This window comes from Vibrio sp. Vb0598, from assembly GCF_033338935.1.
Lineage (GTDB): Bacteria > Pseudomonadota > Gammaproteobacteria > Enterobacterales > Vibrionaceae > Vibrio > Vibrio alginolyticus.
This window is the reverse complement of sequence record NZ_JAWOTP010000011.1, coordinates 1-21470: the sequence shown is the minus strand read 5'-3', so window position 1 is coordinate 21470 and position 21470 is coordinate 1. Positions and strand designations below refer to the sequence as shown.

Sequence of the window (21470 nt, the reverse complement as noted above, 5' to 3'; positions counted from 1 at the left end):
TCAATAAAGGAAGAAGTGAATGTTCAAAAAGCTGTTATCAAGCCCATCGGTTCGCAACTTTGCGCTTTGGGTTAGTACCTTTTTGATGATCACTCCTTCTGTTTCCCTCGCAAACTCTCTAACAAAAACGGATGACTTGGAACCTCGACCAAAGGTGGCGGTTGTGCTCGCTGGTGGCGGAGCGAAAGGGGCGGCACACATTGGGGTTTTAAAAGCATTGGAAGAAATGCAGATCCCTGTCGATATTGTGACCGGTACCAGTATGGGCGCCTATGTGGGTGGGCTCTATGCCACGGGGATGAGTGCTGATGAAATTGAGAGTTTTATCTACACCGTCGATTGGGGCAGCGGTTATCGAGATCGTGTTGACCGTAGCCAACGTCGAGTTCGTGACAAAGAGTATGAAGACCGCTATCAAATTAATACCGATCTCGGCTTAAGGTTCGGTGAGGTACGAGCACCAACGGGTGTGGTGCAAGGCCAGAACATGTTGCGAGTATTGCGTGAGACTACAGGGAACTTAGGGCGATTCGATTCTTTTGATGATCTTGCCATTCCCTATCGTTCTGTTGCGACAGATATTCTTGCCCTAGAAGAAGTCGTACTGGGCAATGGTTACCTTGTGGACGCCATGATGGCTAGCATGTCTGTACCAGGAGCGCTTCCTCCCTATAAGCTCAATGGCCATATGCTTGTCGATGGCGGTGTCGTCAATAACATGCCTGTCGATGTGGCTCGCGCCATGGGGGCTGATGTCGTTATTGCCGTCGATATTAGCACCGACTACAAAACCGAAGATGAATTTACGGGGCTGTTTACTGTCGCGGACCAACTCTCTAACTATCTCGTTCGTCGTAGTACACAACAGCAAGTGGACGAGCTTGAACCTCAAGATATCTATATTCGTCCCAATGTGGGCACCATGGAAACTGTCGAGTTCGACAAAATGCCTTGGGCTTTTCAAGCTGGGTACGATATTACCAAGCAGTTAAAAGACAAGCTGAAAGGGTTGCGCTTGTCCAATGCGGACTATCAAAAATACATCGATCGCAAACAAGAAGTTCGTAAAACTTTGATTTATGGCGATCAGCGTGTGGTTGATGACATAGTGATTGTTAATAACACGCACTACAGCGATGTGCTGTTGACGAATCGTATTGAATTAGAAACCGGACGTCGTATTTCAACGGCCGAAATTGAGAAAGCCGTTGAAAACCTCTACGCGTTAGATCGGTTCGAGCTCATCACTTATCACTTTGAAGAGGTGGATGGTGAGACATTGTTGGTTTTTGATGTTAACGAGAAGTCGTGGGGGCCTAATTATCTCAACTTCCGATTTTTTCTGGAAGATGACTTCGATACAGATAGCCAGTACGGCATAGGAATATCGACCAACTTTACCAACTTGAACTCTCATGGCGCGGAGTTGGCGTTCAACGTAGAAATGGGCACGGATAAGCTGATTGAAGCTGAGTTGTATTCTCCTGTTTTATCTAGCCAAGAACTTTTTGTATCGGGGCGTATTTCCTATGGCAGTGAGAGCCGAAACTTACCTTTAACAGAGCCTCAAGCACCAGATTTAGAGTCAGTAAATGATTTTTTTCCGGTCACTTACGATGATTTTACAACAGAGTTAGCGATAGGTATCCAACCCACATTGTGGCAAGAACTTCGATTTGGCGCTCGCTACTCTACCGGAGATATTGAGCTTTCTACTTTGGCTTCTGCTGGTAAATTGGATTTTGAACGTCGTGGCCTGTTTGCCAATTATCGTCTAGATACACTTGATGACTTCGCATTTCCGACTCGTGGACTTTTAGTTGATCTCGAATATTTAGTATCTCATGATCAAAGTCCTCAAGGCGTTAGCCTTTTAGAGACTGACAAAATTATTGAAGATACCGTGTATGAAATCTCTGCACGATTTAAAGGTGCAGTGAGTCATCAGCGTCATACTTTAGTCGGACATGCTGAATATAGTTTTGTAGAGAGTAAAAACTCATCTTTACCGCTTGATCCCAGAGAGTTGGGCGGCTTCTTAAGCCTATCGGGAATCCCAAGAAATAGCCTGATCGGACAGAACTTATTTTTCAGCAGTTTGGTGTACCGATATAAGTGGTTTGATAATGATTTCGGATTGTTTGAAGCTCCAGTCTACCTGGGCGCATCGGTCGAATATGGCGGTGTTTGGTCTGATAATGATCTGAAACTAAACGAAGCGCCGCTTTACAATGCTGGCTCCATCTTCTTTGGTGTTGACTCACCAATAGGACCAATAATGTTGGCATACGGTCGTACCGAGCAAGATTTGGATGCTGTGTATTTGATCGTAGGAACATCGTTTAATTAATCGGGTATGAGAAAGCAAAACTTGGCATATTTGGTCAAAATTAGCAGAACTTTAGTCGTAAGTTGCTATGTTGGTCAAAATGATAAGATTTTAATTTAAGGTTAAATTTGCTATTATTTTGCCCACAGTTTGGCCTCTACGGCGCTGTTTCTCAATCATAATTGAATGAAAACAAGGGCAATGGAGAGCCAAGTTTCCAAGGATGTTCACTCCTTTACTTTAACAATAGTAATAATAGAGGAGGAACCGCAATGAGAGGAAAAAGTCGTGCTTGAAGCCTACCGTAAACACGTCGAAGAGCGTGCTGCTGAAGGAGTTGTTCCTAAACCGCTAGACGCAGAACAAGTTGCTGGACTTGTAGAACTTCTGAAAAATCCCCCGCAAGGTGAAGAAGAAGTCATTCTTGACCTACTTGAAAACCGTATCCCTCCAGGTGTTGATGAAGCTGCTTATGTAAAAGCGGGTTTCCTAACAGCAGTAGCAAAAGGTGAAGTTAAATCACCATTAGTGAGTCGTGAAAAAGCGGCTGAACTGCTAGGCACTATGCAAGGTGGTTACAACATCGAACCGCTAGTTGAGCTATTGGATGATGAAGCACTGGCAGAGATCGCAGTAAAAGCGCTGTCTCATACGCTGCTGATGTTTGATGCTTTCTATGACGTAGAAGAGAAAGCGAAAGCAGGCAATGCGCATGCACAGAAAGTACTTCAATCATGGGCTGATGCGGAGTGGTTCCTTTCTAAGCCTAAGCTTGAAGAAAAAGTCACTCTAACCGTATTTAAAGTAACAGGTGAAACGAACACGGATGATCTTTCACCTGCACCTGACGCTTGGTCTCGCCCTGATATTCCAGTACACGCACTGGCGATGCTTAAAAACGAGCGTGAAGGAATAAACCCTGATCAACCGGGTACTATTGGCCCGATCAAGCAAATTGAAGAGTTAAAAGACAAAGGCCATCAATTGGTTTACGTTGGTGATGTTGTTGGTACTGGCTCTTCACGTAAATCTGCAACCAACTCAGTGCTTTGGTTTATGGGTGATGATATCCCTTACGTTCCAAACAAACGAGCTGGTGGGTATGTGCTTGGTGGCAAAATTGCCCCTATCTTCTTTAACACAATGGAAGATGCTGGCGCACTACCAATCGAAGTTGACGTAACTAAGCTCAACATGGGCGATGTTATCGATGTTTACCCATATGAAGGTAAAGTTTGCAACCACGAAACTGGTGAGGTTCTAGCTGAGTTCTCGCTAAAAACAGAAGTACTGATTGATGAAGTTCGTGCTGGTGGTCGTATCCCATTGATCATCGGTCGTGGTTTGACAGACAAAGCGCGTCAATCGCTAGGTCTTGAGCCTTCGGACGTATTCCGCAAACCTGGTGAAATCGCAGATTCTGGTAAAGGCTACACGCTTGCACAGAAAATGGTTGGTAAAGCATGTGGCGTAGAAGGCATCCGTCCTGGAACCTACTGTGAGCCGAAAATGACGACAGTAGGTTCGCAAGATACTACTGGCCCTATGACTCGTGATGAACTTAAAGACTTGGCGTGTCTCGGCTTCTCTGCTGATCTTGTCATGCAGTCTTTCTGTCACACATCGGCTTATCCAAAACCAGTAGACGTTAACACTCACCATACACTTCCGGACTTTATTATGAACCGCGGTGGTGTATCTCTTCGTCCTGGTGACGGTATTATCCACTCATGGCTAAACCGTATGCTACTACCGGATACTGTCGGTACGGGTGGGGACTCACATACTCGTTTCCCTCTGGGTATTTCATTCCCAGCAGGCTCGGGCTTGGTTGCCTTTGCAGCTGCGACAGGCGTTATGCCGCTAGACATGCCAGAGTCAATCTTGGTTCGTTTTAAAGGTGAAATGCAACCGGGTATTACACTGCGTGATCTTGTTCATGCCATCCCTTACTACGCGATTCAGCAAGGTCTACTAACGGTAGAGAAAGCGGGCAAGATCAACGAATTTTCTGGCCGTATCCTTGAGATTGAAGGCTTAGAAACGCTAACGGTTGAGCAAGCATTTGAGCTTTCTGATGCATCTGCAGAGCGTTCGGCGGCAGGTTGTACTGTGAAATTGTCTCAAGAGTCGATCGAAGAGTACTTAAACTCTAACATCGTGATGCTGAAGTGGATGATCTCTGAAGGCTACGGTGATCGCCGTACTATCGAGCGCCGCATTACAGCAATGCAAGAGTGGCTAGCAAACCCTGAGCTGATGCAAGCAGATAAAGACGCTGAATACGCACATGTGATTGAAATCGATATGGCTGAAATCAATGAGCCAGTACTATGTGCACCGAATGACCCAGATGACGCTCGTTTGTTGTCTGAAGTACAAGGCACAGCGATTGATGAAGTGTTCATCGGTTCTTGTATGACGAACATCGGTCACTTCCGCGCAGCAGGTAAATTGCTTGATAAGTTCAATGGCCAGTTAGCAACGCGCCTTTGGGTAGCGCCACCAACAAAGATGGATAAAGACCAACTGATTGAAGAAGGCTACTACGGTATCTTCGGACGTGCAGGGGTTCGTATTGAAACGCCAGGGTGTTCACTTTGTATGGGTAACCAAGCACGTGTTGCAGATAAATCAACAGTAATGTCGACTTCAACGCGTAACTTCCCGAACCGTCTGGGTACTGGTGCGAATGTTTACCTATCGTCAGCTGAGCTAGCTGCAGTAGGTGCAATCCTAGGTAAGATTCCAACCAAAGAAGAATACCTAGAATACGCGAAGCAAATCGACGCTACGGCAACGGATACGTACCGCTACTTGAACTTCCATAAAATGGATCAATACACCAAGAAAGCGGACGAAGTGATCTTCCAAGAACCAGCATAATCAGAAATGCACAATTCAAAAGCACCTCACATGAGGTGCTTTTTTTATGGGAGCAATTCGCTATACTCGCACCAAATTGATACGAAATAGGCAATCTCGGTGGAATTTGAATTCATTCGTAACACGTTGATGGGCGAGTACTACGTAAAATGTAGCATGGGACATGAGATTGTAGGGCGCTGGTTGCAAGAAGAAATTGGCAAAGATCCGATGAAGATTGCACAAGTTGAAAAGCTAATTGAGCGGTCATTTTTAGCGCCTTCTCAGGAGCATAACCTAACAGGCACGGAAATTAGCTTGATGATTCAGGGCGACGAAGTTCTTGTACAAGAAAACGCATTAGCCCATGAATATGATGTCGAGATGGAAAGTGAGTTCGACTTCTACAATGCAGAAAGTACAGCAAGTTGTGGGATAGAGGATTTCATGACACTTATCGAACAATGGAAAGACTTTTTGAACATTTAATGCACAGTTTTGGGTAACTTCTCTGCCGTTGCTTTAAATTTGTGAAAAGGGCGCACCGATATGGTGCGCTCTTTTTGTTTATAGATATGTAAATTGAGGTTAGCTTTTATTATTCAATGACTTAAAAACTTGGCACGTAGATTGGATTATAAGAAGTGTTTCAGGATGAAAGCTTCGGAGATAACTCAATGAAAATAATCAATGCCATTATTAAGCCGTTTAAATTAGACGATGTACGAGAAGCATTGGCTGATGTCGGTATCGAAGGGATGACAGTATCAGAAGTTAAAGGGTTCGGTCGTCAAAAAGGTCACACGGAATTGTATCGCGGTGCAGAGTATCAAGTCGATTTTCTACCAAAGGTGAAAATTGAAATCGCGACTCACGCAGACAATGTAGATCGCGTTGTTGAAGCAATTACAAAAGCTGCGCAAACCGGAAAAATCGGCGACGGTAAAATTTTTGTTTACGATCTGAACCAAGCGGTGCGTATCCGAACTGGCGAAATGGACGCAGAAGCACTTTAAGAATTCAAAGGATTGGAGATACTTATTATGGAATTAACAACCACAGTAACCGAGTTACGTTACGCACTTGACACCTTTTTCTTCCTCATTTCCGGTGCGTTGGTAATGTGGATGGCAGCAGGTTTTGCGATGCTAGAGGCTGGCCTTGTGCGCTCTAAAAACACAACAGAAATTCTTACGAAGAACATCTGTTTGTACGCCATCGCATGTACGATGTTTCTGATTGTCGGTTATAACATCATGTATGTCGATAATGGAGAAGGAGGCTGGTTACCTTCATTTGGTACGCTAATTGGTACTCAAGGTGAAGGGGCCGACCACTCTTTAGAGTCTGACTTCTTCTTCCAAGTTGTCTTCGTTGCAACTGCCATGTCCGTCGTTTCTGGTGCGGTAGCTGAGCGCATGAAGCTTTGGTCTTTCTTGATTTTCTCTGCGATTTTAACTGCGTTTATCTATCCAATGGAAGGTTACTGGACATGGGGTGGAGGCTTCCTAGCAGAAGCTGGATTTAGTGACTTTGCGGGTTCTGGTATCGTACATATGGCAGGTGCTTCTGCTGCTCTTGCTGGTGTGTTACTGCTTGGCGCGCGTAAGGGTAAGTACGGTAAAAATGGTGAAATCTATCCGATTCCAGGTTCTAACATGCCTTTGGCAACGTTGGGTACTTTTATCCTTTGGTTTGGCTGGTTTGGATTTAACGGTGGCTCTCAGTTGATGGTTTCAGATTTTGAGAATGCTACAGCGGTAGGTCAGATCTTTCTAAACACTAACGCAGCAGCGGCTGCCGGTGCAATTGCGGCGCTATTCGTTTGTAAAACTACTTGGGGTAAAGCCGATTTAACGATGATTCTCAATGGCGCGCTAGCTGGCTTGGTTGCCATCACTGCAGACCCTCTATCGCCATCACCACTGTACGCGGTTGCGATTGGTGCGGTGTCGGGTGCACTAGTAGTATTCAGTATCATTGCTCTAGATAAACTTAAAATTGACGATCCAGTAGGTGCTATCTCAGTTCACGGTGTGTGTGGTTTCTTCGGCCTAATGGTAGTGCCACTGAGCAACGGTGATGCAACGTTTGGTGCACAGCTTTTAGGTGCCGTAGTTATCTTTGCTTGGGTATTTGGTGCCAGCCTAGTTGTGTGGGCAATCTTGAAAGCAACCGTTGGGATTCGCGTTACAGAAGATGAAGAAATGGAAGGTATGGACATGCATGATTGTGGTGTTGGTGCTTACCCAGAGTTTGTTACGGTGAAATAATCATTAGCTTGTAATAAATGGTTACACACTTAACACAATAAAACCTGCTCCGATGAGCAGGTTTTTTAATATTCGTCATTGTCTTCTTATTGAACATACATATAATAACGCAACTGATAAACGTTATCATTAGCATGGTAAAGGATTAAACAATGAAAAAACTGCTAACTCTTTCAGCACTAACTTGCGCTACTCTAGCTCCAACAGCAATGGCTGCTGAAGAAGTGAACGTCTACTCTTACCGTCAACCTTTCCTAGTTGAACCTATGTTCAATGAGTTCACTAAAGAAACTGGCATCAAAGTAAACGTAAAATTTGCTAAAAAAGGCTTAGCAGAAAAGCTAGCTCAAGAAGGTGAGTACAGCCCTGCTGACGTTATTCTTACGACAGACATCAGCCGTCTAGCTGAACTGACAAACAAAGGTTTAGTTCAGAAAGTCGATAGCAAAATCATTGAAGAAAACGTACCTGCTCAATACCAAGATAAAGAGAATGAGTGGTTTGCTCTAACTCTACGTTCTCGTAGCGTTTATTCATCACGTGATCGCGTAGGTAAACTAGGCGCAGATTTCAACTACGCAGACTTAGCTAAGCCAGAGTTCAAAGGTAAAATTTGTACTCGTAGCGGTAAGCACCCGTACAACGTTTCTCTAGTTTCAGCAATGATTGCTCACAATGGCGAAGCAGAAACCAAAGAGTGGTTGGAAGGCGTGAAAGCAAACCTTGCTCGCAAACCACAAGGCAACGACCGTGCACAAGTTAAAGCGATCAAAGAAGGCCTATGTGATGTTTCTCTGGGTAACAGCTACTACCTAGGTAAAATGGTTAACGACAAAGAGCAAAAGGCTTGGGCTGATGCAGTTTACATCAACTTCCCTAACCAAGAGACTACAGGCACTCACGTGAATATCTCTGGTATGGCGATGGCGAAGTACTCTCCAAACAAAGACAATGCTGTGAAGCTAATGGAATTCCTAACGGGTGACAAAGCGCAGCAAATGTACGCAGAAGTTAACTATGAGTACCCAGTTAAAGAAGGCGTGAAGCGTTCTGAGCTTGTGGAATCTTGGGGTGACTTTAAAGCAGACAAGCTTTCTCTAGACGATATTGCAGCCAACCACGAAGCGGCAATTAAGCTATTAGACGAAGTGAAATTTGACCTTTAATTCCTTGTGGGGGTATAACAGTACCCCCATTTGATTAAAGGATATGAGATGTATTTGCAACAGCATTTGTATTTCATACAGCCTTGCAGTAATTAGGCGATGAAAGATAAACACTCTTTATGGAAAACCAGTAGTGGGGTAATAACTCTGCTACTGGTTTTGCCGATCTTAGCGATCTTCTACACCGCAATTGGTGAAACGGATGATTTGTTTGCTCATTTAATGGCAACGGTCATGCCGACTTATATTTTTAACACGGTTGCGCTAACTGTTGGCGTAATGGTGCTGTCCTTAATTCTTGGTATTCCAAGCGCTTGGATAATGGCCATGTGTAAACTGCCGACCGAAAAATGGTTGCAGTGGGCATTGGTACTACCTCTTGCAATGCCAGGTTATATCATTGGTTATATTTTTACTGATTGGTTTGATTTTGCAGGCCCGATTCAGATCTTTTTGCGTGATGTAACCGGATGGGGACCTGGCGAGTATTGGTTCCCTGACATTCGTACGTTGCCTGGTGCGACCTTTGTGTTGGCTTTGGTGTTGTATCCTTACGTGTATTTATTGTGCCGGGCTGCGTTTATGGAGCAAAATGTCTCTTTATTGCAAAGCGCGCGTTTGCTCAAGTGCTCTCCATGGGAAAGTTTTTGGCGCATCTCGATGCCGTTAGTAAGACCCTCTATCGCAGTGGGTTTATCATTGGTCGCAATGGAGACCATTGGCGACTTTGGTACGGTAAGTTACTTCGCGGTGAATACGTTAACCACAGCGGTCTACGATACTTGGTTGGGGTACTCTAATCTTAATGCGGCAGCCAAGATTTCTGCCATGATGCTCGTCATTGTAGTACTGCTTCTTAGTGCAGAACGATACAGCCGCCGTAAACAAAAGCTTTTTCAAAGCCAATTTAACAGTCACGAAGATTTTCGTTACGAGTTGACGGGCTGGAAAAAGTGGACCGCACTAGTTTGGTGCTGGGGCTTGGTTTCGGTCGCGTTTATTTTGCCGCTACTACAGCTGATTGATTATGCGATCACTTATTTTGCACAGAGTTGGACCTCAGAGTTTCGTGAATACGCATGGAATAGCTTAGTTGTGTCTGTTATTGCTGCGATTATTGGTGTTGCTGTCGCACTGATCGTTAACTTTACCCATCGAGTCAATGGTAAACGAGAAAGCTTGGCATTTATGCGTCTTTCTTCTATGGGCTATGCAGTACCAGGAACGGTACTAGCCATCGGTGTGATGGTCGCTGTGCTGTTTATGGATCATCGTGTCAACGACGTTGCTAAAGCCATGGAGTGGGGAAGGCCGGGACTTATCTTTTCTGGTTCCATGTTCGCACTAGTATTTGCCATGGTTGTGCGCTTTTCCGCGGTAGCGATTGGTAGTATCGAAAGTAATTTAAATAAAATTTCTCCGTCGTTAGATATGGCATCGCGCACTATGGGTTGTAAGCCCAATGCAATGCTGTGGCGCGTGCACTTTCCGCTGGTTAAGCGCGGTGCACTGATTGCGGCTTTATTAGTGTTTATCGAGTCAATGAAAGAGCTCAATGCGGCTTTGTTACTTCGTCCGTTTAACTTTGAAACACTAGCCACATACGTTTATAACTTCGCCTCGGATGAGCATTTAGAATTGGCCGCTTTGCCAGCGGTTCTGTTGGTTCTTGTTGGGTTGATCCCGCTTGTTGTTGTTAACCGTTCACTGGAGCAAAATCACTGATGAGCTGTGCATTATCAATTAAAAACCTAACGTGCCAATATGACGATCAAACCGTACTCGAATCATTGTCTCTTGAGGTAGAACAAGGGCAGATTGTCTGTTTGCTAGGAGCTAGTGGCTGTGGGAAAACAACACTATTAAAGGCCGTTGCGGGATTATTGCCGTTAACGTCAGGCGAAATGAGTCTAAATTGCGTCACAATTGATGATGGGGAAAACTGGTTGCCGCCAGAACAGCGTAATATAGGGATGATTTTCCAAGATTACGCACTTTTTCCTCACTTGACGGTGGAGCAAAACATTGCCTTTGGCTTAAAGCAGTGCTCGACAAAAGAGAAAAATGCCAAAGTTCAAGAGATGTTAGAACTCGTGCATCTTCAAGGTTATGGCGATCGTTATCCTCATCAATTGTCTGGTGGACAGCAGCAGCGTGTTGCGATTGCTCGCTCATTAGCTTACAGCCCAGACTTACTGTTACTGGATGAACCGTTTTCTAATATTGATACGCAAGTTCGCCATGAGTTGATAAGTGAGATCCGTAAGATTTTTAAGGCCCAAGGTGTGACTGCCATTTTTGTTACGCATAGCCGTGAAGAGGCTTTTGCTTTCGCCGATAAAATGGCAGTGATGAACAATGGAGTCATCGAGCAATATGGCACAGCATCTGAGCTTTACTACCAACCTTCAAGTAAATTTGTCGCTGATTTCTTAGGTGGTGGCAGTTACCTTGCTGCTAAACGAGTTTCGAATTCAGAATATGAAACCCACTTGGGCGTGGTTGAAGCCACGGCTCAACAAGATATTCCAGTACAGGCGGAGTGCTCTTTACTGCTAAGACCGCAGCATGTACAAATTCAATCCGATGAAGATAGTTCGGTAACCGTATTGGAACAGCATTTTATGGGTGATCACTGCCGTTATGTGATTAACGCGAATGGTGACCGTTTGTTAGCTACAGCTTCGCAAGCATTAAATATAGGTGAGTCCGTCGCGGTGAAAATTGAAACGCAAGGCGTCCTGGCATTTGCTTAACGCTCCTGAGTATCTTTGCTATCTCGTTTACGACTTTCCAACATACAATAAAAAAGCCCGGCTGTGGAGCCGGGCAAGTGCTCTTCTCCTGTTGATGAGCGCCTTTTCAGACAGCGTTGACTCTCATCATAGTGCTCGAAGCGGGCACAAGGTTCAGTTATAAAGACAAGAAGTCTTTAAACTGTTGAAGAACACGTTCCGCAGTGTCCTTATCTTGCATCTCTGCAAAAATTCGTAGCAGTGGCTCAGTGCCAGAGAAGCGAGCGATGATCCAACCGCCGTTTTTGAAGTAGACTTTCGCACCATCTTCATAGCTGACTTTTTCGATTTCAAACTCAAACTCAGGCAACTGCTTTTCAACATAAATCTTGTTGAACAGTACGTCTTTTTGCGCTGGTTTGAACTTGCAATCGCCTTCTGCCATGTAGGCATAGCCGTACTTGCCGTAGATTTCATCCAGCAACTCAGACAGCTTCTTGCCGGTTACTGAAATCATTTCTACCAATAGACTTGATGCGAATACGCCGTCTTTACCTTTGATGTGGCCGCGAATGGTTAGGCCGCCAGAGCTTTCCCCGCCAATCAGTGAGTCATCCGCTTCCATTTTGGAGCTGATGTGCTTAAAGCCTACAGGAACCTCAAAGCATTTCTCGCCATGATCTTCGGCGACTTTATCGAGAAGGTGTGTGGTTGCGATGTTACGTACCACGGAGCCTTTCCAGCCTTTGTATTCAAGTAGGTAGTAGTAAAGCAGCAGTAGCACTTCATTTGGATGAATGAAGTTACCTTTTTCGTCGATAATACCAAGACGGTCCGCATCGCCATCAGTACCGATGCCAATATCGTAACCTTGCTCTTTCACTAGGTGCATCAAACGGTAGAGTGTTGCAGCGCTTGGCGAAGGCATTAACCCACCGAAATCTGGGTTTTTGCCATCGTTAATCACATCAACGTCACAGCGGCCGTTGATTAATACGGTTTGCAGTGCGTTTTTCGCGACACCAAACATTGGGTCGATCAAAACACGTAAATTCGCCTTCTTGATCGCTTCGATGTCGATAAAGTCGATGATTGAGTCAACGAATTCGTTCATCGGATTGATGATTTCAATCAGCTTATCTTCAACCGCTTGTTCAAAGTCGACGCTTTTTACATCGTGCGCAGTGAGCGCGTCTATTTGTGATTCGATTTTTTGGGTGATGATTTCATCTGCGTCACGACCGCCTTCAATGAAGACTTTAATGCCGTTGTAATCGGCAGGGTTGTGTGATGCGGTAATACATGCCGAGTATGCGCAGCCCATTTCTTTCGCTTTAAACATTACGATAGGTGTTGGGACAAATTTGTCGATAAAGCTAACCACAATGCCGTTTGCTGCTAGAACTTCAGCGAACCAACGACCTGCTTTATCGGAAAGAAAACGACGGTCATAGCCAATCACAAAACCGCGATCAGCAACCGATTCGTTATTCGTGATGTTTGCGACTGCTTGAGCGACCAAACGTACATTATCTTTGGTGAACTCCTCACCGATAAATGCACGCCAACCGCCTGTACCAAATTTGATCATGATTCGATCCTCGATAAGAGCGGCATCCCACCGCCTCTTAAATCTTTGCTAGCGAACCGATGCACTTGTAAAACTCAAGTGCATCGGATAAATCAAAAGAGGAAAAGCTCTCCCCCAAAAGATGATTAACCTAGAGTAACGATAACTTCGTTTACTGAACCTTCCGCTTGAACTGGTACAGAGGCACCATTCACTGCTTCACCGTTCACGGTAATCGACTTAACGCCTTTGCTTACTGAGTCTGGGTTAACGACTTTGATGTTGTACGTTGCTCCTAGCCATTGGCGAGTCACTTCGAAACCAGGCCAGTTCGTTGGGATACATGGATCGATAGTTAGGCCATCGAAGCCTGTACGCACACCAAGAATAAAGTTGGTAACAGCGAAGTAAGCCCAGCCTGACGTACCTGTTAACCATGGGTGGTTTGCACGACCGTGGTCTTGGTGGTCACGACCCATGATGAACTGAACGTATGAGTATGGTTCTGCAATACGTTTTTCGATGATGTCGTTCTGGTTGTATGGGTTTAGCGCATCGTAGAACTTCATTGCACGATCACCACGACCCAGTTTCGCTTCAGCTACCCAAGCCCATGGGTTTGGATGCGAGAATATCGCACCGTTCTCTTTTACGCCTTGGTAAACACGAGTTACGAAGCCGATATCATCATTCGGTGTTGCAAAAGATGGTGAGTTTAGGTGGAGGCCGTATTCAGAGAATAGGTTCTCATCGACAGCGTCCATCGCTTTTTCGCCGCGCTCTTGAGATACCGCACCAGAAAGTACCGCAAGTGTGTTTGACTCTAGGTGTACACGACCTTCTTTTTGTTGCGCTGTACCGATCTTTTCGCCGTTTTTCGTTAGACCACGGATATACCAGCCGCCTTCTTCGTCCCAAAGGTGTGTTTCACACGCTTCACGCACGTTTGCTGCCATCTCGGTGTATTTTTCAACGTCGGCTTCCTTACCTAGGTATTTCGCTAGGTCGATGAACTCCTGCAGTGCCCAGAAATGTAGGAACGACACCATTGAAGATTCGCCGCCACCTAGGTTCAGACAGTCGTTCCAGTCTGCACGCAGACCTTTACAGATACCGGTTTGACCTACGTATTCAGCCGAGAAGTCTAGCGCGGCTTTCATGTGGTCATAAACCGTTGCATCGCCACCGTCGGCGTAAGGGATCACTTCGTCGAAGAAGCTGTGCTCACCGGTTTCCATCACGTACTTACAGATGGTTGGAACTAGCCATAGGTGATCATCAGAACAGGTGTCTTCGATGCCGTGAATTTTGTCTTCATCAGAAGGTGTTGGAACTACGGTTGGAGATTTAGATGGTTTAACATCCGCTTTTTCTGGATCAAACCAATCTGGATCGAATAGGTGTAGACCGTAGCCCGCTTTTACTTGGCCGCGCAGTAGGTCAACGATACGTTTGCGCGTCATTGCTGGGTTAGCGTGAGGAACTGAGATTGCATCTTGCGCTGTATCGCGGTAACCAAGACCAGTACGGCCTCCCACCTCGATGAATGAAGCAAAGCGAGACCACACCACACACGTTTCCGCTTGGTATAACGTCCAAGCGTTGATCATGGTATCTAGACCTTCGTTTGGTGATTTCACTTGGAACTTGCCACAACGCTCATCCCAGTGTGCTTTGATACCCGCAAATGCGTTGTCGACTTCTGCAAGGTCTTGGTACTTAGCACGCAGACGCTCTCCGTTGCCTTTACCGATACCGAGAATGTAAGCAAAGCGAACTTCTTCACCCGGCTGAATAGTAAATTGCTTATGCAAAGAGCCACAGTGGTTGTAACAAGTTTGCGCTGTATTGAAACACTTACCTTGTTCTACCGCTAACGGGTTTGCTTCGTCACGGTATAGGCCTAGGAAGCTGTCACGTTGGCCGTCGTATGAATCTGGGGCAAATGTTGAAGCTAGGTAGTAGAAGCCTTCGAAATCGTTGGTGTTGTAGTACAGGTCGTACTCTATCACGCCTTCGTTGTAAGCCGTACCTGCCGAGTACAGAGACATCTGATGGTTTTGGTTATCAGATTGAATGTGGCTGAATGAGAACTCAACAAATGAGAATGCACTGATCGTACGTGGTTTGTCAGAGGTGTTTTTAATCACTACATCCCAGATTTCAGCGTCTTCGCCTTTTGGCACGAACAGAGTTTTTGTTGCGGTAATACCGCTGTATTCACATTTGAACTTAGAGTAAGACAAGCCGTGACGAACTTCGTAGTTTGCTTCGTCTAGGCTCTTCGCAACTGGTTGCCAAGAGATTGACCAGTAATCACCTGTCTCATCATCACGCAAGTAAACGTAGTGTCCTGGGCGATCGAATGTCGCATTTGGACGGAATTTAGTAACACGGTTGTATTCTGGAGAGTTGTAGAACGAGTAGCCACCCGCGTTGTGCGAGATAACCGTACAGAACTTCTCAGTACCTAGGTAGTTGGTCCATGGTGCTGGTACGTCAGGGCGAGTGATGACGTATTCGCGATTCTCGTTATCGAAATAGCCGTATTTCATTTGTGTCTTTCCTTTTTACGAAGCTGCATCAGCAGCCAAAATTTAAAAACTCTTCAAGCGTGATGTTTCGACATCAGTTTTGTATTACTTCCACGGTTTACGGTAATTCACTCCCTGCAAATCAAGCAGAGGTAGATGGCCTTTCAAGCGTGATAAATAGTCGGTCCAATCTCGGTGTTGTTTGTCTGTCCAACATGCTTCTGCCATTGCAGTTAAACGAGGGAAGATCATGTAGTCCATGCGAGGTTGGTTATTGATAATTTCGCACCATAATGCTGTTTGAATGCCCCAAATGCGCTTACGTATTGGGTCGTCAGCAGGCACTTCAGCGAGCGGCTCGTAGTTGTAAGCTTTTTCTAGTGGCAGTGGGTTTGCCCAGTCCACGCCCGGTTCTTCAGGTGCGTAGTCTTGGGTCATATCTAGGTAAGTGGTTTGTGCTGGTTGCAGCACCACATCAAAGCCTTGGCGAGCACAGTTCAAGGCCGCTTCTTCGCTTAGCCATGAGTAGATCACCGTATCTTTACTGACTTTGTCGCCGTGTTGAGCTTCTTCCCAGCCCAGCATGCGTTTGCCCAATTTACGAAGTTTGTCTTCGGCATAACGCAAGAAGTGTCCTTGCAAATCTTTGTAGTCGCTGTAACCCAGTTGTTCCATTAGTGCTTGGCATGCTGGGCTTTTTGACCATACGCCGTTAGGTACTTCGTCGGCACCAATATGAACGTAAGGCGCAGGAAAAAGCGCAGAGACTTCTTCTAGCACTTTGTCGATAAATTCATAGCTCCCCGGCAGAGCTGGGTTAATGACGTTGTCGTTGTAATGCTGAATACTGCGGTATTCGGTGGTATCTTCCGCTTCTACCAATAGGTGTGGTAACGACTTGATGGCGGCTCGGCAATGACCAGGTACATCAATTTCAGGAATGATGGTGATGCCGCGTTGCGATGCAAATTCGATAACGTCTTTGATGTCTTCTTGTGTGTAGAAGCCGCCGTAACGTTCATCAAAGTGCGTGTACTGTGGTTCATTGATCTCATCCAATCCGCGCCAAGCACCAATATCGGTCAGTTGAGGCAGTGATTTGATTTCAATTCGCCACCCCTCATCGTCGGTAAGATGCCAATGGAACGTATTGAACTTGTAATGAGCCAGTTGGTTGATCAAGCGTTTGACTTGCTTAACGGAGTGAAAATGACGAGCACAATCCAGCATCATACCGCGGTAACGAAAACGTGGCCTGTCCTTGATTGAACAGCAAACTACTTCCATTGAGTTAGGTTGATCGCCAACTTTGATTAGTTGTAATAACGTTGCACAAGCATGGGTAAAACCAGACGAAGATCCTGCTTCAATTTTGATTGACTCTTCGGCTACTTTCAGTTTGTAAGCGCCTTCATCCAAGGTTGGGTTGCCTTTGAAGATGATCTGACTGCCATTGTCTGATGCGAACTCAAATTGGTGAATGCGCTTAAGCTCATCAAGTAGCCATTCTTTAGCTGAATTGGCCAGGCTTGAATAAACCGCGACGCCAGCATGATGATCAAAGCTAAAATAGTGATCGCTGACCTCAATATGGTTTGGTTTTGGCAGCAAGGGCTGTGCATGGGTTAAACTTGCAGGAATCTCACTGCGTTCACGGTATGGTGAAGCTAATACGATAGGCGTGACATCCACTTGTGCGCGCTGTGGGTTTCCATCAACGACAAAGTTGATCATCGCTTCGTTAAAGCCATCCGAGTAATAACGGAATGGGTTCGAACCAATACTGAATTCACAGTAATAGTGATGGTTGGCAGCCAGTACCACCCCTTCTGGCTTAAGTGTGCAAAAACTACCAATTTGAGTCAGTTGACCATTTGAAACGCTGTCTGGAAGAATGTAACGATCGAAAGCGAAAGTTAAGCTCCAGCTGTTTAGGTCTTGGTCGCTCAAGTTATGAAAGGTGAGGCCAAAGCGGCAGTTTTGTTTCTGCTCAGAAAGGACCACGAGATCAACACGATATTCCATATCTACTCCTACGCCGCACTGAGCGAGTAAAGGTTATGTTCTGGTTTGCCAGCAAACATAATTGCGCCTTCAATCGCGTCAAACTGTGGCTCAACAATCCATTGCTGAACTGGTGGTGAGAGCCAACGTAAAATGCGTTCAGCAATGCTACCCATTAAACAAATACGTGTTGCGCCGCGCTTGTTTAATGCCACGAGAAACATTTCTATATCCGCTGCGGTTTGCTTCAGTATTTCAATGGCCAGTGCATCGCCTTGTTCCGCATGTTGGAAAATAGCCGGAGAAAACTGCCCATAATCACGAGGAAGCGCCTGTTTTGACCACGCCACCACGTTGTCGACCTCATTTTCGAAATGCGTCATAAAGTGTTGTGCTAGGGGCGTTTTTTCTCTGATGCCATCTTCAGCTAACAAAACTTGCTGAACTAGGCGTAGCCCCATCACTGCGCCGCCACCTTGATCCGAAATAGGGAACTCACGACCACCGACAACGTGTTGCTCCAATCCTTTAAGGTAGATGCCACAAGAACCGGTTCCCGCAATCATGATTGCGCCATCTTCGCCATTGTGCGCACCAACGCACGCACCGTAAGCATCGGTATTCAGAGTTATACTGGCAAATGGATGAGGAAGAGACATGAAGGCTTGCCAAGATGCTTTGTGCTCTGCGCCAGCAAGGGCTAAGCCGACGTGCATCGACGCGAAATCTTGTTGTGTTAGACCGCCTTGCTCGGTAGCCGAAGTGATGGATTCAAGAATCGAAGCCATTGCTATTTCAGCACCTAGCATGATGTTGGCACTGCCGCTTTTGGCCTCGCCAAGAAAATTACCTTGTGAATCTTTAATCCTGGCTCGACATGACGTGCCGCCACCATCGATACCGACAAAATACATTCCCATGATTATTCTTCCTTCATATTTTTAGAGGTCGCCAACTGAGAAACATGCTGAGCTTGACTCATTATCGCGAGTAAGTACCAAGCGCCATGCGGGATCCATTGTTCGCCCCAGCGCCAGTTTTGTAACACGTCTTCTTTTTGTGCTGGTGGGTTAAATGCAATGTCTTCCTCGTCTTCAAAGCCGCCAGTGATTCCGTTACACACGCCACCTTTTGCGTTGAAGAAACCATATTGAGGGAGGTAATCAGGGTTGTTACGACCATGGCCATCTAGCATGCACATGTCGTATGGGTTTAAGCCTACAACCCAGTTCAATGCATCTTGAGCAAACACAGAAAGTTGTTGCTGTACTTCTTGCGACGCTATATGCGGTTGAGCAAGGTACGCCATGGTCGCGAGTGAGCCCAGTCGAGCATTCTCGCCTTGCCACCAATAGCCGGATTCATTGTTGTGTGCGACAAAAAATGCCTCGCGTTTTGACTCATTTACGCCTTTAACATATTGGCGAGGGTAACCGAATGGGTTGATCACTTTATTCGATATTGTGATCTCAAACTCACACGCTAGGTTGACGATACGTTTTACCGATTCCGCTCGTGCTGAGTCGTCTTCAATTGATAGATATTCGCATAGGGCAATAACTGGTAGACCAGCTTCGGCTGCGTGAAAATATGGACGGCTGCCGTCTTGGTTTGCTGACCAAAAGTGTTGAATCTGCTCGTCGCTCATTTGGCGTGCAACTAAACGTTGCGTCCACAAACGGCTCTCTTCCAAGTAGCGAGTTTCTTTGGTTGCTTTAAACAGTTCTACACAAGCCAGTAGCGCACAGTATTCGTCGATAATGTTTTCTTCCCCATCATTGAGGTACTGCGTATTGTGCTCTTTTAAGTGCCAGTAACCATTTTCGGCAGCGTTGCGGTATTTTTGTTGATCGTATTCACCGTGAACACTTAAACGCGACGCTGCCGCTAGCGCTGCAATGGCGACACCGCCACCTTGTCGAAAGCCTGCTTGATAGTCGTCAAATTTGTGACCAAGTTGAGTTTCGTACGCGCAAATCTCGCGTTGCGCAGTATCTTTGCTCCACTTGTCAAAGACCGTCATGTAGAAAAAGCCTTTTTCGTTTTGCATACGCACAAGAAAGTCTGCACCGAACAGGGCTTCTTCAATCAGACGTGTACGTGTGAAAGCTGCAATGTCTTCGCTTCCTTCAAGCAATGAAACCCCTTTTAGGATGTTCCAAACCACCATTGGGGTTTGTTGAGGATTCAAATAATTCGCGTATGAAAGGTGACTTAAATACTTGCTAACGTCTCCTGATGCGTCGTACCAGCCGCCGTGTACATCAACCTTTTTATTGGAGTTTAGTACTGGAAGTTGTCGATCTTGTTTATCGAAGATCCCGCCGCAACGTTGCGATTTGAAGTAGTGGATCACATCTGACAAAGTTTGATCCAACAGAATGTGTTCGCCAACGATGAAAGAGGAAGAGCGCGTATCTTCTACTTGCAAGAAATAGTCACCTGACGTTGTGAAAGAGGAAAAGTCGATGAGGTAGAAATAGCCCTGATGCCAGTTCGCCACTTTACCTTGTTCTTCAACCGCAAAAGTTGCCACGGTTTGCTCGCTAGTGGCACAAATCAATTGAGCAGTGTAAGAAGACAAGTGTGGTTGTTCGGTCTGGATAATGGCTTTCTTTGGGCCCAGACGTTCATAACCAATGTGGTTAGTCAGTAGCAGCATTCAATGTCTCCGGGAAACGATAAAAACAGGAATGGGTCAGGCTGAACCTGACCCTCGTTATGATTAATCTTCAAATAAGTAACAGCGGACAAAGTGGTTGTCGGACAGTTGAGTGACGCCCGGTAGTCGTTCGCGACATTTATCGGTAGCGTGTACACAACGTCCAGCAAATGGACAGCCGACAGATTCTGGTGTCCAAAGTGGGATTTCCCCTTTGTTGCCTTTCAGTTTCTCGTGAATAGACTTCGATGGATCTGGAACCGCAGATACCAACAGTTGCGTATATGGGTGTTGAGGATCGTGAATGATTTCCTCTGTGTCACCCCACTCAACCATGTGGCCCACGTACATAACCGCAAGATCTTCAGCAATATAACGCGCTGTCGCGATGTCGTGAGTGATGTAAAGAAGAGACATTTGCTTCTCAAACTTCATCTCTTCCATCAGGTTAAGAACACCAGCACGGATCGATACGTCAAGCATTGATGTTGGTTCGTCAGCCAGTACCACTTCTGCACCAACCGCAATGTTACGAGCCAAGTTCACGCGCTGACGTTGACCACCAGAAAGTTGGTGTGGGAACTTTTGCGCCGTTTCTTTTGGTGGAATCAGGCCAACCTGTTCTAGTAGGTCATACACGCGCTCTTCCAGTTCCTTCTTGTTGCCCGGTGATACCTTCTTGTGGATGAGAAGGGGACGAGCAATGTGGTGGAAGATGTTGTGTGTCGGGTTTAGCGAGCCAAATGGGTCTTGCCATACCATTTGCACGCCTTCACGGTAAGTCATCAAATCGTGACGAGAGTTGATGTCTTGAATATCACGACCTTTGTACTCGATGATGCCATCCGTTGGTGCGTACATTTTCGCAATCATTTTTGCGGTAGTAGATTTACCTGAGCCAGACTCACCTACCACGGATAAACCGCGGCTTTTGTACATTTTGAAAGATACGTCGTTGATTGCACGCATCTTAGATTGTTTGATTGAGTTACTGTTTAAAGGGAAGTCCTTAACGACATTTTTACCTTCAACCAGCAATTCGCCGAATTGTTTGCTCATAATTCTCTCCAGTGTAATTTTCTTCTTAGCTAGCGTTATTTTTTGTTGTTAAACCTTAGCTTGAGCAATCGTGTCGCCATATAAGTGGCAGTTTGAGAGACGACCAGGTTCAATTTGACGCAGCTGAGTTGGTACTCGCGTACAAGCTTCATGGACACGGTCACAACGAGCTTGGAATCGACAACCTTGAGGAACTTCTAATAGGTTCAAAGGGTTGCCTGGAATACCAGTCAATTTGGTCTTAGGACCAGTTAGTGGAGGGAAAGAGCTACC

At 45.8% G+C, this 21470-nt stretch carries 15 protein-coding genes; 8 read left to right on the top strand and 7 right to left on the bottom strand.

Annotation, left to right across the window (positions count from 1 at the left end):
• Positions 1 to 19 precede the first annotated feature (19 nt).
• The 8 genes from R7Q38_RS12665 (at position 20) to R7Q38_RS12630 (ending at position 11389) form a co-directional block, all read left to right on the top strand.
• Positions 20 to 2350, top strand: coding sequence for a patatin-like phospholipase family protein (locus R7Q38_RS12665; protein WP_005380018.1), 2331 nt, complete (start codon positions 20 to 22; stop codon positions 2348 to 2350).
• Between the two features lie 267 nt (positions 2351 to 2617).
• A complete protein-coding gene (acnB, locus tag R7Q38_RS12660; RefSeq protein ID WP_005380009.1) occupies positions 2618 to 5215 on the top strand; it encodes a bifunctional aconitate hydratase 2/2-methylisocitrate dehydratase in 2598 nt (865 codons plus the stop codon).
• 99 nt (positions 5216 to 5314) lie between these two features.
• Positions 5315 to 5683, top strand: a complete 369-nt coding sequence (locus tag R7Q38_RS12655; RefSeq protein WP_182016242.1) for a YacL family protein — start codon at positions 5315 to 5317, stop codon at positions 5681 to 5683.
• Between the two features lie 188 nt (positions 5684 to 5871).
• On the top strand, positions 5872 to 6210 hold the full coding sequence (locus R7Q38_RS12650) for a P-II family nitrogen regulator (protein ID WP_005386570.1): 339 nt from the start codon (positions 5872 to 5874) through the stop codon (positions 6208 to 6210).
• Between the two features lie 27 nt (positions 6211 to 6237).
• Positions 6238 to 7467 carry an ammonium transporter gene (locus R7Q38_RS12645; protein ID WP_005386568.1) on the top strand — a complete coding sequence of 410 codons (1230 nt, stop codon included), beginning with the start codon at positions 6238 to 6240 and terminating at the stop codon, positions 7465 to 7467.
• Positions 7468 to 7619: 152 nt separating this feature from the next.
• Positions 7620 to 8633: a Fe(3+) ABC transporter substrate-binding protein gene (locus tag R7Q38_RS12640; protein ID WP_005386566.1), complete on the top strand. Its 1014-nt coding sequence runs from the start codon at positions 7620 to 7622 to the stop codon at positions 8631 to 8633.
• A gap of 99 nt (positions 8634 to 8732) precedes the next feature.
• Complete coding sequence (locus tag R7Q38_RS12635) at positions 8733 to 10358, top strand: ABC transporter permease (protein WP_005386564.1); 1626 nt, start codon at positions 8733 to 8735, stop codon at positions 10356 to 10358.
• A complete protein-coding gene (locus R7Q38_RS12630) occupies positions 10358 to 11389 on the top strand; it encodes an ABC transporter ATP-binding protein (RefSeq protein ID WP_005380055.1) in 1032 nt (343 codons plus the stop codon). Before R7Q38_RS12635 ends, R7Q38_RS12630 begins: the two co-directional genes overlap by 1 nt.
• Before the next feature lie 157 nt (positions 11390 to 11546).
• On the opposite strand, the gene R7Q38_RS12625 is transcribed toward R7Q38_RS12630, so the two are convergent.
• From R7Q38_RS12625 to R7Q38_RS12595, 7 genes are all read right to left on the bottom strand, one after another.
• A complete protein-coding gene (locus R7Q38_RS12625; protein ID WP_239938358.1) occupies positions 11547 to 12959 on the bottom strand; it encodes a phosphoglucomutase/phosphomannomutase family protein in 1413 nt (470 codons plus the stop codon).
• 125 nt (positions 12960 to 13084) lie between these two features.
• The gene (locus R7Q38_RS12620; protein ID WP_005380050.1) at positions 13085 to 15493 is read right to left on the bottom strand and encodes a GH36-type glycosyl hydrolase domain-containing protein; all 2409 of its coding nucleotides are present in this window, start codon (positions 15491 to 15493) and stop codon (positions 13085 to 13087) included.
• Between the two features lie 84 nt (positions 15494 to 15577).
• On the bottom strand, positions 15578 to 17497 hold the full coding sequence (locus R7Q38_RS12615; RefSeq protein ID WP_005380048.1) for a beta-N-acetylhexosaminidase: 1920 nt from the start codon (positions 17495 to 17497) through the stop codon (positions 15578 to 15580).
• A gap of 8 nt (positions 17498 to 17505) precedes the next feature.
• A complete protein-coding gene (locus R7Q38_RS12610; protein ID WP_017635903.1) occupies positions 17506 to 18396 on the bottom strand; it encodes an N-acetylglucosamine kinase in 891 nt (296 codons plus the stop codon).
• A gap of 2 nt (positions 18397 to 18398) precedes the next feature.
• Entirely contained in the window at positions 18399 to 20138 is a 1740-nt protein-coding gene (locus R7Q38_RS12605) for a glycoside hydrolase family 9 protein (protein ID WP_239938359.1), read from the bottom strand.
• A 63-nt stretch (positions 20139 to 20201) separates the two neighbouring features.
• Entirely contained in the window at positions 20202 to 21197 is a 996-nt protein-coding gene (locus R7Q38_RS12600; RefSeq protein WP_239938360.1) for an ABC transporter ATP-binding protein, read from the bottom strand.
• Positions 21198 to 21245: 48 nt separating this feature from the next.
• A partial coding sequence (locus tag R7Q38_RS12595; protein WP_411913402.1) for an oligopeptide/dipeptide ABC transporter ATP-binding protein occupies positions 21246 to 21470 on the bottom strand: 225 nt, incomplete at its 5' end.